The following is a 15506-nucleotide window of genomic DNA, read 5'->3' on the forward strand; positions in this document are numbered from 1 at the left end:
TTATACCTCTTTTTGTCGACAGTGGGTTTCTTTTAAACCAAATAAGACAAGCAGAGCCAGAATTAAGCCTAGCGGTAAAATCATTGCAGCATATTGGTAATCACCCAGTGAATACACAGGAACACCATCCAGCATTTTCATCTCGCCATGATGCATCAATAAAATACTAAATAAATTCTGATAAATGATATAACCGCCTTGAGTCAATATAGAAACCACACTGACTGCCGTGGCAGTTATTAATGGAGAACTGCTTTCAGCAACCAGCGCATAACTTATTACCTGAGCAGCAGTAAAAAAGCCTAAGAGAAAAAATAACACTTTCATGACAGGCAAAGAAACAGGCACAAACAATACGACAACCATGGTTACCAACGAGGCCCATACGCCAACCTTCATTGGTAATACACGTAAACCGAGTTTATCTGAACACCAGCCAATCAATGGCCCACCAACAATTGCCCCAAGAAATAACATGGAATTAACCACGGCCGCATCTTCTTTGGTGACACCCATTCTCTGGACCAGGTAGAGTGAACCCATCATAGCACCAAACACAGCAATGGCCATGTTCATAAGGCTAGTATAGAGCGCGGCCCTTAAAGTTTGTGGATTAAGATAAGCTTTTTTAGCCGTAACAAGCAAACTGATTTTTTGCCCCACTTTGTGGCTTAGATCCTGTGCTTTATCAATAATTGCAAACGACATGAAAACTAACATAGCCGTACCAAGCCAACCTACTTGTACCAAAGCATCCCGCCAACCAATTTGGGCAACTAATTTGGTTAAGGGATACTGCGCCAACATACCACCAGTCATTGCCATGGTGACAATTACACCAGCAACCATTGCCATACGTTGGGGTGGAAACCAGCGGGAAGCCAAGCGAACTGGCCCAAGAAAACAAAATGCGCTGCCAATACCAGTAACAAAACGACAAAACAACGCCAAATAAAAGGAGTGTGCATGAGCAAGGATGAAGGTGCTTAACACACAAAGCAGCATTGCTACCAGAATAGTTTTTTTAGTTGAAAATCGATCAAGGACAATACCAGCTACAAACAGAAAGAGAACGTTTGAAAGATAATATATGCTTGATAAATAAGCCATTTTATCGGCTTGCACATGAAAATCGTACATAATATTATCAGCAATAGATGCAAACATATTGCCTTGAATAAATTCGTAAAAGAAAAACAGTGATGCACTAAAACAAACTAACCATGGTAAGAAAGTTGATGCCAATCTATCACTTCCTTTGAATTCTTCCACCATCTGCATAAAAACTCCTCAATCCAAACGTTTGCAGTAAGTCTCACGAGTCATCAAAACCGCTAGTAAAGCTGCTACAGCGGTTAGAGGGAATATCCACATCGCATATTGAAAGTCAGCTACTGTATATTGTTGTGCTGAAGCAATAGCATGGTGTTGTATTAATACACCAAATATTACTTGCCCCACACCGCCTCCGCCCATGATAAGAACTGAAGCGATACCAGTTGCCGTACCTGTATTTTTGGTTGAATTACTTTCAGCAATTAGGGGATAACTAATCACTTGAGTGCTTGTGAATAAACCCAACATGAAAAACAGGATGCTTAATTGGAACTGCGATAAAGCAAGATCCATAAATAAAGGAAGTACAGCTAATAAGGTTGCTGTAGCACCCATGATCATTAAGGGTTTGCGGCGTCCCTGGCTATCCGAAAGCCAGCCCACCAAGGGGCATCCAAGAATACTCCCCATAAAGATGAGGCTAACAACATTCGAAGCAGCCATTTCAGATAAATGGTGCACCACTTGCAAATAGCTAGCTCCCCACAAAGCGCAAAGAACCATAATGGGTAAATTCAAAAAAGAGGTATAAAAACCAGCAAGCCAGTTTTGGCGATTAGCCAGCGCCTGCAGAAAGCCAGGAAGAATCGCTGCTTGCCCGGAAGTAGGACGCCTTGAGACGATATAAGGCTTATCTTCAACTATTTTATAAATCCACAGCAATAAAAACACGCCTACTGCACCATCAATCAACAAAGAATTTCTCCAGCCATAGTACTCATTAAGATGAGCAAAAGGAGTATGTGCCATCATCCCGCCCAAAAAGGCCATTGTTACTAAGGAACCGATAACCAAGGCTTGACGGCGAGGAGGAAACCAATTCGAGACTAATACCACACAGGATAAAAAACAGAATGCATTTCCAATCCCTGATAGGAAATGAAAAAAACAAGCTAAAGCGAAGGAGTGCGTCAGTGCAAATCCCAACGTACCAATCACACAAATGCACATAGCACTAAGAATGACCTGGCGGGTAGAAAAACGATCCAGAATGATGCCTGCGGGTAACAGAAATAAAATATCTGCCCACAAATAAGTACTCGACATCCAGCTAAGTTGAGCAGCATTTAAGTGAAAATCATCGCGTAAGGGTTGGTTAATTACATCAAAGATATTAAGTTGAAAAAATTCGTAAAAGAAAAATAATCCTGCTGACAGGCAGACCATCCAAGCCATTAAGTCACCACGAGGCAAAACTACGCCCGAATCCACTGCGACTGAATCAGACAAGATCACTCCTTAGCAAGGGTTGCAAAATTTGCGGCGAATTGTATCAAAAATCACATTGGATTGGTATCTTTATTGAACAATTTTTTCTTGCCAGGCAATACACCGACTTCCCCAGTTTTAAAATGTCGCCGGCAAGTAGAAACATACAGTCCATCTCCACCAATAACTACCTGCTCCCCCTCTGAAATCACTTCACCTGCTTCACTAAGACGCAAATTCATGATCGCTTTGCGACCGCAATGACAAATTGTTTTAAGCTCGATTAATTCATCTGCCCAGGCAAGTAAATACTGGCTACCCTCAAATAGCTCCCCTCTGAAATCAGTACGTAAACCATAGGCTAGAACTGGAATTTGTAATTGATCAGTAATTTCTGTTAGCTGACTAACCTGCTTACGCGTTAGAAATTGGGCTTCATCAATTAGTACACAAGCATAGTGTTGCCCTTGTTGCAGGCGAGAACTGACTTGTTCATACAAATCATCTTCATTGTAAAAAATTAAGGCTTGTTCTGCTAAACCAATCCGGGAATGAATAATGCCTTGCTGGTATCGAGTATCAATAGCCGGTGTATAGAGCAAAGTTTGCATGCCACGCTCACGGTAATTATGGCTGGATTGCAGTAAAACCGTGCTTTTACCTGCATTCATAGCCGCAAAATAGAAATAAAGCTTTGCCATAAAAACGCTAACCTGATTAAAAGATCCGGTACTCTACTATGGATTAGCTAAAGAAAATAGAATCAGGACTTACGAAAAACGTCGAGGCCGAGGCAAAATTTGATTTTAAGAGGGAATTTAGCCTAAAAAATGACCGAATCGAAATCAAATTTTAACGAAAAGATCGGCGTTTGCGTAAAATCAGGACTTACGAAACACGTCGAGGCCGAGGCAAAATTTGATTTTAATGAGGGAGTTTAGCCTAACTAAATGACCGAATTGAAATCAAATTTTAACGAAGAGATCGACGTTTTTCGTAAGTCCTTTGCAAATTAGATCGACTGCGCCTATATTAGCAGCGACTCATGCTCATGCTCATGCTAAGGATAATTCTATGATTCCAGTACAAGGATATGCTGCCCCAAAGGCAAAAGCACCTCTTGCTCCTTACTCTTTTAAACGCAGAGATGTAGGTGAGCATGATGTTTTGATCGATATTCGTTATTGTGGTATTTGTCATTCTGATATTCACCAGGCACGCGATGAATGGGGTGGAGCCCTTTTCCCTATGGTACCTGGCCATGAGATTGTTGGTGTAGTCAGTAAAATTGGCGGTAAAGTAAAAAAATTTAAAGAGGGAGACCATGTTGGAGTTGGCTGTTTTGTAGACTCCTGCCGGCGTTGTGAAAGCTGCCATGAAGGGTTAGAACAATATTGTTATGAAGGGATGACAACCACCTATAATGGTATGGAACGCAGTGGTAAACAACTCACGCAAGGCGGGTATTCAACCAAGATTGTGGTGAACGAAAATTATGTCCTTCATATTCCCGACAATTTGCCTCTCGATGCAACAGCACCTCTTTTGTGCGCCGGGATTACTGTCTACTCGCCATTAAAACATTGGGAAGCCGGCCCAGGAAAGAAAGTTGCTATTGTTGGTTTGGGTGGTTTAGGGCATATGGGCGTCAAGCTGGCCCATGCATTAGGCGCAGAGGTCACTGTGCTCAGTCATTCATCTGCCAAAGAAGCTGACAGCAAGCACTTAGGTGCCGATCATTTTTATGCAACCTCCACCGCGTCGACTTTCGTCAAATTAAGCGCCAGTTTTGATCTTATTATATGTACTGTTTCGACAGGCATTGATTGGAATCAATATTTAAGATTACTGAAACGGGAAGGAACCATGGTCGTCTTGGGAGTTCCTGAAAAAAATGTTCCGGTTGGTGCATTTTCGCTGGTTAGCGGGCGTCGCAGTCTTGCTGGTTCATTGATTGGCGGGATTAAAGAAACCCAGGAAATGCTTGATTTCTGTGGTAAGCATAACATCACCTCCGAGATTGAGTTAATTCCGATTCAACAAGTCAATGAAGCCTATGAACGTGTTTTAAAAAGCGATGTCCGCTATCGTTTTGTCATTGACATAGCCTCGTTGAAATAAATAGTGGGCCCGACTTACCGGGCTCATCAAAAACGAAAACTGCCCCTCGGTTTAAGTGGACTTCACCAGTCAATATGCCTATAATTTAGTCAATCATTGGCTGTTGTAGCGCTGTAAATTGTGAGAATTTTATTTATTAACTTATCTGACCCTGGAACATTAGGGAAAAAATCGGGTGAAGCTTTAGAAAAAAAACATAAACCGTCTTTCTTTGCGAAAGATAAAAGGAGTAAAGTAACCGTATTAAACCTGATGACTTGCGCGTTGCAATTTGCCGACTCAGGAACGATCACTTTAGATCAGCAGACCTCAAAAATCCTTCAGGAATGGTTAAGCAAGAGAAAAAAGAACTATAAAATTATTATTGCCGCGCACGGTAAAGTCGATGATACCGATTACTGTTACGCCGAATCAGATCCTGAAGAGCTTTTCAAAACCCATAAATTACTCAATTATGCTCAGCTCGCTACATTCGTAAAAAGTCTCCTTGACATGAAAGGTCAAAAAATGCCTTTCAATATGACTTTGAGTATTTGTTATAGTGCCCGCAGTCAAGAGCATGGGAAAGACCATATTCGCCAACTTGCAGAAATTGATATACGAACCAGTTTTGCAGCAAAATTTTATGCTCTCCTGGTTACTGAGTGTAACCTGCGTCTAAAAGCAGTTACGGGTTCCGTCGAATTTGATGAGGTAACCGGCTCTTTACTCGTCGAAAGTGAAGAAGCCATCCAGGTAATGGAGCGTTATGATAGTTGCCTTAGAGAACTTAAACGTTTTGAACAAAAAACAGTCCAACCGCTGATGACAGCGTTTATCGATACCAATGGCTATGACGCCTGGGAAATTTATTTGCGCGATGCTGATTATAAAAAGCAGGACACCCCTCTAGATAAGGTCTGGACGCTATTTATTGCTATACAGGACCAATATGAAGAATTGCGCAAGGTAAAAACTCAATTAAGTCAAAAACATTATGGGCAAATCGTGTTTCATTATGATACACAAAAGGATACCGTAACTATTTCGTTAAAGCACAAAGAAAAACAAACCACCCTTAAAGTAATAAAACGGGATGATTTTGTTGCTTATTATAGCCCTGCTGACCACCAAGAGTTGCTGCGCGGCAAAAAACCATCGCCTGCGAAAGCTATTTCAGACGAAAGGGACTCAGGCAACGCAATGCACCCAAACCATAAGGTATAACAGGACTACTTTTGACAATGATTGACTAATTGCTTACTTTTAAAGACTACCCTCCGAAATTGCAAAAGGATTTGGACCGTGAGACTCGTAAGTTCGGTAAAAATACCCGCCTTTTTAGCAGGCTTCGTTTTTTCTTTTGCAAGCCTGAGTTTCCCTCTGATCGCGGCAGCCACTTCTTTTGATGCTAAAAAACCGATCTTACAAGTCCGGGATAAACCCTTTCAATTGGATAATCAGGGAAAAGCAGTCAAAGCTTTTGAAGTAGTATTGATTCAACCCGATGGGACAGAAAGCAAAGAAGGCTATACCGGTGTTAAAGGAGAATGGTTTGATGTCATTGTGGAAAATAAATCCGCAGAGCCGATTACCTTGCATTGGCATGGCTTGATTGTACCCAATGATCAGGATGGCGTTCCGGGAGTCACCCAAACGTTAATACAGCCAGGCGAAAACCGGCCTTATAAGTACAAGCTCGTGCAATCGGGCACCTACTGGATGCATTCCCATGAAGGCTTCCAAGAGCAACAGCAATTGTCAGCACCCTTTGTCATTTATGAATCGGAGCAGCAAAAAAATAGCGAACAGGATGTGGTTATGTTTATGAAAGATTTTACTTATCAAGACCCACAAGCCCTATTCAACAAACTACGTAAGGCTAAAATGCCCGCTATGCAAATGGATAACATGCAAAATAGGCCTGGTATGCAAACGATGAAAGGAAGCGCTGATTATAATGATGTCAATTACGATGCGTACATCACCAATAAAAAAACCTTGGCCAAACCAACTATTCGTTATGTCACGCCTGGTCAAGTTAGATTACGCATTATCAATGCAGCCGCTGCCACCAATTTTGTTGTTGATTTAGGAAAATTGCAGGGGTCTTTGGTCGCTGTTGATGGCGCCAAAATTAAACCGGTTCAAGGTTCTAAATTTCCAATTGGTATTGCGAACCGCCTTGATGTCATTGTGAATATCCCCCACAATGGCGGGGCTTTCCCTATTTTAGGTCAAGCAGAAGGAACCAATAAACAAACAGGCTTAATACTCGCCACCCAAGGTGCGGAAATTCCCAAACTAAGTCCGACTGCCAGTCAAACTATCGGACGAATTCCTTATTATGAGTTAGAACAATCACTCAAAGCAGTTGACCCACTGCCCAAGAAAACAGTCGATATCAGTTTAAATTACAACTTACAGGGAACAATGAACGGTTATCGCTGGATGTTAAATGATGAAAGCTGGCCTAAAATTAATCCGAAAGTCATTAAAAAAGGACAACGTGTGGAGTTGGTATTTACCAATAAAACCGCCATGTCTCACCCTATGCATTTCCACGGCCACGTCTTTCAAGTGACAGAAATTAATGGGAAACCCCTCAAAGATGGCGCCCGACGAGATACTGTCCTGGTTCAGCCATTTACTACCATCAAGGTTCAATTTGATGCTGATAATCCCGGCATCTGGATGAATCATTGCCATAATCTTTATCACATGGCAGGAGGAATGATGACCACGATCGAGTTTGCTGGTTATCCCAAACCTGCTTTTTATTTATCTACTATTGGCAAAACTCAATAATGGACAGGGTAACGAGTAGTTTTTGGCTCAAATAAGAGTTGGCTTGGTGCCCTTATTTAGTTTATTCCTGCCAAACCTATTTAATCTGGCCAGTACCAACCAGGAGCATCTAAACGATCTTGGCCTTGCAGCTCCGTTTTACCAAGCTGTTTTTCAAGTTTGATCACGTTGCATCCCGGTTGCTCTTGCAAGAGGTTGATCAAACGCTCGGCATGAGAAACCACCCAGATCTGAGTATTTTCTGATGCACGCAAAATGAGCCTTGCCAAAGCAGGTAATAAATCCGGATGCAGGCTGGTTTCTGGTTCGTTAAGAATCATTAGTGAAGGTGGACGAGGGGTTAATAGTGCCGCTAACAGTAATACATAACGTAAAGTACCATCCGAAAATTCAGCGCAGGATAGTGGTCTTAACAAACCATGCTGGGAAATGGCTAACGATAGATACCCTTCCCCATGCTGAATAATGGTCAACTTTGCCCCAGGAAACGCATCGCTAAAGGCTTCATCCAAAGCATGACTGTCACCTATTTCTCGTATGGTCTGTAATGCAGCCGCAACATCATGACCATCATGATGAAGCACCGGGGTACGCGTGCCTAATTGCGCCCTGCGGGCAGCCGCATCACGATCGGTACGAAAATGATCATAAAATCTCCAGTTACAAATAAACTCCCGCATACGGATTATTTCCGGTGTATGCTCTAATGAGCCAATTTGGTTAAAGAGACTTTCAAAAATATTCAAATGTTGCGAAACAACGTCAAAATGTCGTCCGGAACGGACTTTGACGAGAGGTCCCCGCCTGTCAACCAAAAGACTGGCTGGTCGGTAATAAGGCCCAGCCCATATACACTCTCTCTTTATTTCTGGATCTAACGAGAACGCCGATGACGAAGGGGCTGGTAAGCCAAGAGAAATAGCATAGCCAAATTCATCAGTAGCAAACCCCATACGCATACGCTTTCTTTCTTTACGAACCTGGCCTTCAACGGCTACCTCTCCTTTTAACATCGCCTTTGAAATAGTTTCAGGACCAGCCCAAAATGTGGAAGATAAGCCTCCCTCTTGGGCTAAAGCCTGCACTACGCCACCCTGTGCTGTTTCTGCTAATAACCGCAGTGCGCGGTAAATATTTGATTTGCCGCTGCCATTTGGACCGGTAATAAGATTAAGCGAACCTAAAGGAATAGCTAAATTTAAAACAGAACGGTAGTTATTTATGGCAAGGGTGAAAATCATCAGGATTGGCTAACGCGATCAATTTTTTGCATTGTACAATGTCAACCAGATTGGGCAAACTAGAAAATCGTTATAAACATGTCTTGGCGGCCGTTTTTGGAGAAACAGGAATGAAAGTAACTTTAATTGGTTTAGGGAAAATGGGCTCTGTGTTGGCACAAAGACTTTTAGATGCCAATTTTGAATTAACTGTTTTTAATCGCACCAGGGAGAAAATGCAACCACTCATCACGATGGGTGCCAAAGGAGCAAGCAGCCTGGAAGACGCTGTCACAGGCAAAGAACTTATCATTACTTCTCTTTTGGATGATAATGCCGTACTTCAAACGGTAGATGGCTTTATTCACTTCATGAAACCGGGAGCAATTCACCTCGGTACCTCAACGATTTTACCGGAAACCTCAAAACAATTAACTACGTTACATGATAAGCATGGACTTATTTATATTGCTGGCAATGTATTAGGAGTCCCCAAAGCTGCCGCAAGAGGGGAACTGACTACGATTGCGGCAGGGAGCGCCGAGGCAATCGAACAGTGTCGCCCCGTATTCAATGCCTATTCAACTAAAATTATCACTGCGGGCTCAATGCCTTATCAAGCGAATGTCATTAAAATATGTATGAATTACCTCCTTGTTTCAACAATTGAAACCATGGGGGAACTTTATACTTTTGCCGAAAAAAGCCAGGTCGATACAGGAATCCTGAATACTTTATTTCATAGTGTTTTTGCTCATCCAGCCTTTCAACTTTATGTGGATAAAATTAAAGAACGTAATTTTGATGACGTCAATTTTGATTTAAAGGGCGGCTTTAAAGACTTGAACTTATTCCAACAAGCCTTGACCAACGCCCAGGTTGTTCCCCATATTGCCAATATCATTAAAGATAAATTTATTATTGCCCTAGCCCACCACCTGGAAGAAAAAGACTGGAGTGCAGTCACTGAAATTACCCGCCTGCAAGCTAACATTCTTAACTAGGTCCGTTCATAATCGGGGGACTGTTTACCTTTCGCTAGCTCGAGTAGTATGACTTTATTTTGAGCAGCGAAGCACGCAGGAAATTAACGTTTTCCGGCCAAGCCAGTAAAAATATCAACAGCCCCTGGATTGCCGTGCAGAAAATCAAACATGAACTATACTTAGAAGTGCTATGCACTCTCGATTGAGTCTCCCGACTTTTTTGCCATTTATTACAACAATAAAGAGCAAACTATATTTAGAGATGAAGGATCATTATCATGTTAACGAATAATGAAGTTATTGCTCCCATCTTCAACATCAGCGCAGAAGATGAAGAAGATCTTTGGGGAGCCGATAAAACGATCTGGTTTAAAAAATTATCGACTAAAGAGCTACAAGAACTGGTTAATACAGACCAGTATCAATTAAAAGATATTGCTCAAGGCGGTATAGGGAATTGCTATTTTTTGGCTGCTCTGAGCGCCATTGTAGACAGGGATCCTGGTTTATTAAAAAATATGATAACCCTAGGCAGAGACAAAGAAGGCAATCTGCGCGTCAATGTGACGCTGTACGCGGAAGATGGTTCACCACGTATTTATTCTATGCCTCCCACAGTGACACGGGGTTATACTGTAGGCACGGTTAATTACCACAAAAAACCCTGGGTCGAGATCCTGGAGAAAGCCTACACGTTTCATCGCTTAACCCATTTAAAAAGCAAACCCTCTCAGGAGGAATTTGAACGCGCTCAACATTTATTAAAGCAAGATGAAAGTGATTGGAGCGAAGAAGATAGTAATCTGGTCAAACGTTACAGAGAAACTCGTGAATACCTGGCCTCCCTGTCGTCTGGCTCACCTGCTGAAGTATTCAAAACCTTGTTGGGAACATCGGCTACCCGGGAAAAATTAGGGCAACCTTTCCTTTTAACCGATGCTTTTTGCTTAATGAACGATGCCTATGATGTAGTAGCCGATGAGCGCCAATTGCGAAACTTAAAAACGTCTATTAGAGAATGTTTTCGCAACTCTTTCGGTGTTGAAGAACTTAATAATGACTGGCTAGAACAAAAGGCACAGCAGCTAGTCGCCCTTTTTAAAGAGAGAGAGCGTCTCAGTCCTAAAAGAAAAATTTATTGCCATGAGTTAGAACCCCTCATCGAATGGCTCGAGCTCTGTGTCAATGAACTGAAACAAATGACGACAGAATTACCGGAACAATACCTACAGGGTGAGCAGACGTTAAATTCGCTCAAGCTCTTTTTGCAACAGGACAATTTCCCCATTAGATCACCGCTCTCACTGAAAGAATTTCATCTTGTCTTTCTCATGAATAACCTTCTGGCCAATAATCAGTTCATCACCCTTTCAACGGGGCCTCGTAAAGATTATCAAAATCACCCACTATCCCGTGTTATTGCGATGTCGGAAGATTCTGGCCATAGCTATCAGTGCCTCGGTTTATGGTTAGAGGGGGATGAATTATTTCTCCATCTCCGTAATCCCTGGGGTAAAGGCCAAATCGACTACAGACGTGATCTGGACGGTGAACTATTGCGAAACGAAGACGGGGAATTAATGCCTTTCATTATCCCAGAGAAAAAGAAACACTCTTCTTTCATGAGTTTTTTTGAAGGCTTAGTAATCAGCGAAGTCGATGATATGGAAGAACCAGATCGCATTAATTTATTCGTCAATTTAAGTGATGAAAAAATGCAAGAGCAACAAGAATCTGGCGGGGTTTTCTACCTTAGTTTGCATGATGTTGCACGCTATTTTACTGATGTGGATTTCACCAATGAACCAGAGGGATTTCCGTATTCAGAAACAGCTCAACCCAAAATTGGCTTCCAGCAATAAATAAGAGGCCTCTATGCAACACATTGCTCCTTGTCTATGGTTTGATAATCAAGCTGAAGAGGCAGTCCATTTCTATACTTCAATTTTTAACAACTCAAAAATTTTGCGTCTCAGCTATTATGGGGATGCCGGTGCAGAAATATCCGGGAAACCCCAGGGCAGTCTAATGACTGTTACTTTTCAACTTGAAGGACAACAATTCATTGCCTTAAATGGGGGGCCTGACTTCAAGTTCTCGCCAGCTCTCTCTTTATTCGTCAGTTGTGAGAGCCAGGAAGAAATAGATGCTTTATGGAATAAGCTGTCTACGGATGGTGAAACAGTACAATGTGGATGGTTGCAAGATAAATACGGTATCTCATGGCAAATTGTTCCTGCTATTTTAGCTGATTTCTTAAATGATCCCGACACAGAAAAATCAGAACAGGTGATGAAAGCCATGCTGAAAATGAAGAAATTGGACATCCAGACATTGAGAAAAGCCTATAACGAGTAAGAATAAAAATAATACTATAATTTAACTAGAAGCCTTGTTAAGAAACACTTTCTTGTGCCGTAATGTGTTTCCAAAAAAAACACATTTTGATAAAAACTTAATAATGCCTTAATAAATTTCTGGTAAAACTATGTGGAAGATAAAGTATCAATTTGTTAATAAAATGTAGCGAGAGCATCATGCCGAGAACGAAAATTAGTCTTAAAAAACATGCGTTTTTTGACAAAACAGCGAATGACGTCAAAGTTTCTTTTAAAGACTATGAGTTTAATTTAAATCAGCTTAAGACAGAATTTTCATCTCTATTTCAACTCTTTGTTTCCAATAAAGAACGTTTGACAAACAAGAGTGAACTCGTTGCTTATCTCGCCGCCGTTTGTGATTTAATGATTGAATACCACAAGTTGGATTACGTGGGTGAGGATTTAAAAGATCTCTTAAAAAAGAAAGAACAACTTGATGACTTTATCGGAAATAATTTCACTAAAGCCGAGCAGGCCAGAATTGCCAAACTCTCCACGTTTGTCGTGTCTGGCGCAGTAAGCAGCCTTAAAGATTACGCGTCTGCCTTTGTTAGCTCCGCAAAATTACGCGAACATATTTCCACGCTAAACAGCAATCGAACTCATTGGAATTACAGTCGCGCTTTAGCCAGTTCTGCAATTCGCTATCTGCAAGGCATTGGTTTTCCTGAATTCATTAAAAGCTTGAATGCCAAGCTGGGGAATACTTATACCCCGGATGAGTTTGTCAGTTTATTAGATCAATCACGGGAAACATTGCGTGCATTGAGTGTGGGAATCTATGGGCTTCGCCTGACGATCAACTTTGTCACCATGACCAAGCACATTATAGAAGCTGGAATCAGTGAGGAGTTATCTGCACGGAAAGTGGCGGTTCAGGAAATAGAAAAACGCGGTTTCACTATGTTGAATGATGCGGTTTGGGGAACAGTCAATCTGCTGACCAATTATAATGACTATTTTCAAATTTCAACGGCCACAGCGTCACAGCTCACGGTTGCTTTCCTTGTATTTGACCTTGCCTTATTCGTAGCAAGGTGGTCTTATGAAGACTATCAATATCAGAATCGTATCCTGGAGTTAAATGAGCAAGCAAAAAACGCTGCTACACCACTTGAACGGGCAGTCATTCAGCGCCAAATTGATATATTAAATGATGAATGGGAAGTCCAATGTGCTTACTACCTGTTTAATATTACCGCAGCGACTATTCTGATTGTAGGTTTTACTGCCAGCCTCACCTTTACTGGCCCCGCTGCGATAGCAGGTCTGGCTCTATTCAGTATGCTAGGTAATGCCATGTATAACAGTGCTGATGACTATAAGAAATACCAACAAGCCAGTATTGCAGTACAACGTGAGCGTGCGAATGATGTTAGTGGTGATGAGCTTCAACACCACCAAAAATTGATCAAAGAACTCAGCGACGACGCCAGTCAAGCCTCTACCAATTTTTGGAAAACCCTGGCTTTCAATACGGGTGGAACTGCCTTCATCATTACAGCTGCTGTCATTTCCTGGCCTGTAGCCCTTGGCTTAACGCTCGGATACGGCGCTTATCGCTTGAATAATAATTATCAAAGCCAATTAGGTGGCAACGATAAAAAACAAGAAGAACCACGCGATATATATCGCCTGTTTACTACGAAGGGAAGTCAAGAGGCTGTTCCTCCGACCAAGGAGAATCCCCCAGTTATCGTATCAGTAGTTGATAAGCCCATCTAGACAACCAGTTCAAGACTTAATAGGGTTAGGCGACAACCTAACCCTACTGATTCGAGCCATGTCAGTAAACCAATGCACTCGCCACCATCCACCGTAACATCGTAGAAGCACCGTTTTTTATCAATGGGGTTCGTCCCTAAAGCCAAACATTGCGGGCCTAACGCTTCATCCCATGCGCGGGGGATAACAATCACCGCTGTATTGCCATTAAAAGGATTACCAGGAATCAAAGGCAGCTCTTCCTCGCCGAATGCTTAAGAGATAGAATAAAGAGTTTTCTTGCGGCCAGCTGGGAATTAGGATTACCCTCCCCTCTATCAACGCTTACTCTGTACTAAGTTGCAACTGAAAACCTTAATGATTTCAGGAACTCATCACAGACACTCATCAAACGGGAAACAGAGTACAGCTGGCATTGACTGCTAATCTATTTTCGGAAATTTAATAATGAAGTGAGTATACTTCCCAAGCTCTCCCTGACAGTCAATAGAACCACCCGCTGCCTCTACCAGCTGCTTGCTACAAGCTAATCCTATTCCAGTCCCACCTTTTCTTTCAGAGTAAAACGGTTTAAAAATGATTTTTGTTTTTTCGGGAGAAATTCCTTTGGCAGTATCCCTAACGTGCAAATAATTAAAATCATCATCCTTACTTCCTTCTGCGACCCAAATCGATATTTCTCCTTTACCGACCTCTTCAATTAGCTCAAAGCCATTCTTTAATAGATTCCAGAGCAGATTTCTGAAAACCACGTCAGCAACCCACACGGGGTAATCGCAGGCCAAATCTAGCTGAATAAGCTCCTGTTGACCTTCTTTAAATGGATACTCTTCCAAAGCCTGTTTAAGTAATTCCTTAATGGGATAAATAACAAATTTACGCGTATCAAACCTGCCACACTGAATGTTATTTAATTGAATATTAATAAGCTGATTAATACTCTCAATACCACGCCCAATGATCTGCCCCCCCTCACTTAAACGTTTTTTCACGTCGGGGTTTTTAATTTTTTCAATTTCCACTTCTTGCAGTTGGGCCTGTAAATAGATGCTTGTTAACGGTGTTCGCAAATCATGAGCCAAACTTCCTGCTAACAGACGAATTCCAGAAATTCTGGCATGAATTAATTCCCGCTCTCTGGCAAACAAGGTACCGATCACAATCGCCGTAGCAAAAGTCATAGCCAACTCAAAAAAAGAAGGATTATTCGGAACATGATGGATTGAACTGTCAGAGCCGCATAAATAACAAAAAAACGCTAACCCGCCACCAAGCATTAACAGAACCAATGAATCCAATGCAGTTGCGACAAGAAAAAGAAAGAATGTGGCCGAGATACAATTCATTAGCCAGAATGTTGCACCATGGTTAAGTAAGGTCAAATAGATAAAAAAGAAGGGCAGACAAAAAACCAGGGTCAAATACCAGACAATAGGGAGAAATTTCTGGTATTGGATTAGCCAAAATTTATGTAATGAGAGGATTGTACAGAGACTTGTAGCGATTAATCTCAGTATAATTTCTTGAGTTGAAATAGGATTTTCCACATGCTCCAGCAACCCAAACAGTGGGAAGTTAATCATCATGACGAGACCAAACAAACTGATTTGATGGCTAGATTCAACTGCTTTTTCTTTAAAATAACTATATAAAGGATAGGCCATTTACACTCCTCAAAAGCTGATAGTTACTTGATCGAATTGGTTTCTATTAATCAGAAGTAAATGGCAACATCGCTCCTG

The 15506-nt window shown here is 41.7% G+C and carries 13 protein-coding genes; 7 read left to right on the top strand and 6 right to left on the bottom strand.

The window, feature by feature from the left end:
• Genes DYC89_RS12875 through DYC89_RS12885 form a run of 3 tightly spaced genes read right to left on the bottom strand, consistent with a single transcriptional unit; the run spans nt 1 to nt 3245 of the window.
• Nucleotides 1–1281 carry an MFS transporter gene (locus DYC89_RS12875; protein WP_115222144.1) on the bottom strand — a complete coding sequence of 427 codons (1281 nt, stop codon included), beginning with the start codon at nt 1279–1281 and terminating at the stop codon, nt 1–3.
• Nucleotides 1282–1290: 9 nt separating this feature from the next.
• The gene (locus DYC89_RS12880; protein ID WP_115222145.1) at nt 1291–2565 is read right to left on the bottom strand and encodes an MFS transporter; all 1275 of its coding nucleotides are present in this window, start codon (nt 2563–2565) and stop codon (nt 1291–1293) included.
• A 50-nt stretch (nt 2566–2615) separates the two neighbouring features.
• Nucleotides 2616–3245, bottom strand: a complete 630-nt coding sequence (locus DYC89_RS12885) for a thymidine kinase (protein WP_115222146.1) — start codon at nt 3243–3245, stop codon at nt 2616–2618.
• A gap of 373 nt (nt 3246–3618) precedes the next feature.
• Between DYC89_RS12885 and DYC89_RS12890 the strand changes: the two genes are divergently transcribed.
• From DYC89_RS12890 to DYC89_RS12900, 3 genes are all read left to right on the top strand, one after another.
• Nucleotides 3619–4665: an NAD(P)-dependent alcohol dehydrogenase gene (locus DYC89_RS12890; protein WP_115222147.1), complete on the top strand. Its 1047-nt coding sequence runs from the start codon at nt 3619–3621 to the stop codon at nt 4663–4665.
• A gap of 120 nt (nt 4666–4785) precedes the next feature.
• Nucleotides 4786–5871, top strand: coding sequence for a hypothetical protein (locus DYC89_RS12895; protein WP_147285510.1), 1086 nt, complete (start codon nt 4786–4788; stop codon nt 5869–5871).
• A 78-nt stretch (nt 5872–5949) separates the two neighbouring features.
• Nucleotides 5950–7452 carry a multicopper oxidase family protein gene (locus DYC89_RS12900; protein WP_181879404.1) on the top strand — a complete coding sequence of 501 codons (1503 nt, stop codon included), beginning with the start codon at nt 5950–5952 and terminating at the stop codon, nt 7450–7452.
• An 80-nt stretch (nt 7453–7532) separates the two neighbouring features.
• Here the strand turns inward: DYC89_RS12900 and DYC89_RS12905 are convergent, their stop codons facing one another.
• On the bottom strand, nt 7533–8693 hold the full coding sequence (locus DYC89_RS12905; RefSeq protein ID WP_115222150.1) for an AAA family ATPase: 1161 nt from the start codon (nt 8691–8693) through the stop codon (nt 7533–7535).
• Between the two features lie 38 nt (nt 8694–8731).
• Here DYC89_RS12905 and DYC89_RS12910 point away from each other — a divergent pair, with 38 nt between their 5' ends.
• From DYC89_RS12910 to DYC89_RS12925, 4 genes are all read left to right on the top strand, one after another.
• The gene (locus DYC89_RS12910; RefSeq protein WP_115222151.1) at nt 8732–9676 is read left to right on the top strand and encodes an NAD(P)-dependent oxidoreductase; all 945 of its coding nucleotides are present in this window, start codon (nt 8732–8734) and stop codon (nt 9674–9676) included.
• Nucleotides 9677–9936: 260 nt separating this feature from the next.
• Nucleotides 9937–11520, top strand: coding sequence for a C2 family cysteine protease (locus DYC89_RS12915; RefSeq protein ID WP_115222152.1), 1584 nt, complete (start codon nt 9937–9939; stop codon nt 11518–11520).
• A gap of 13 nt (nt 11521–11533) precedes the next feature.
• A complete protein-coding gene (locus DYC89_RS12920) occupies nt 11534–12016 on the top strand; it encodes a VOC family protein (RefSeq protein ID WP_115222153.1) in 483 nt (160 codons plus the stop codon).
• Nucleotides 12017–12195: 179 nt separating this feature from the next.
• Nucleotides 12196–13764: a hypothetical protein gene (locus DYC89_RS12925; RefSeq protein ID WP_115222154.1), complete on the top strand. Its 1569-nt coding sequence runs from the start codon at nt 12196–12198 to the stop codon at nt 13762–13764.
• Here the strand turns inward: DYC89_RS12925 and DYC89_RS12930 are convergent.
• Together DYC89_RS12930 and DYC89_RS12935 are read right to left on the bottom strand one after the other, a co-directional pair.
• The gene (locus tag DYC89_RS12930) at nt 13761–13994 is read right to left on the bottom strand and encodes a hypothetical protein (RefSeq protein WP_115222155.1); all 234 of its coding nucleotides are present in this window, start codon (nt 13992–13994) and stop codon (nt 13761–13763) included. The two genes, DYC89_RS12925 and DYC89_RS12930, sit on opposite strands and share 4 nt — an antisense overlap.
• A gap of 192 nt (nt 13995–14186) precedes the next feature.
• A complete protein-coding gene (locus DYC89_RS12935; protein ID WP_115222156.1) occupies nt 14187–15428 on the bottom strand; it encodes a sensor histidine kinase in 1242 nt (413 codons plus the stop codon).
• Nucleotides 15429–15506 lie beyond the last annotated feature (78 nt).

Source organism: Legionella donaldsonii, assembly GCF_900452385.1.
Taxonomy (GTDB): Bacteria; Pseudomonadota; Gammaproteobacteria; order Legionellales; family Legionellaceae; genus Tatlockia; species Tatlockia donaldsonii.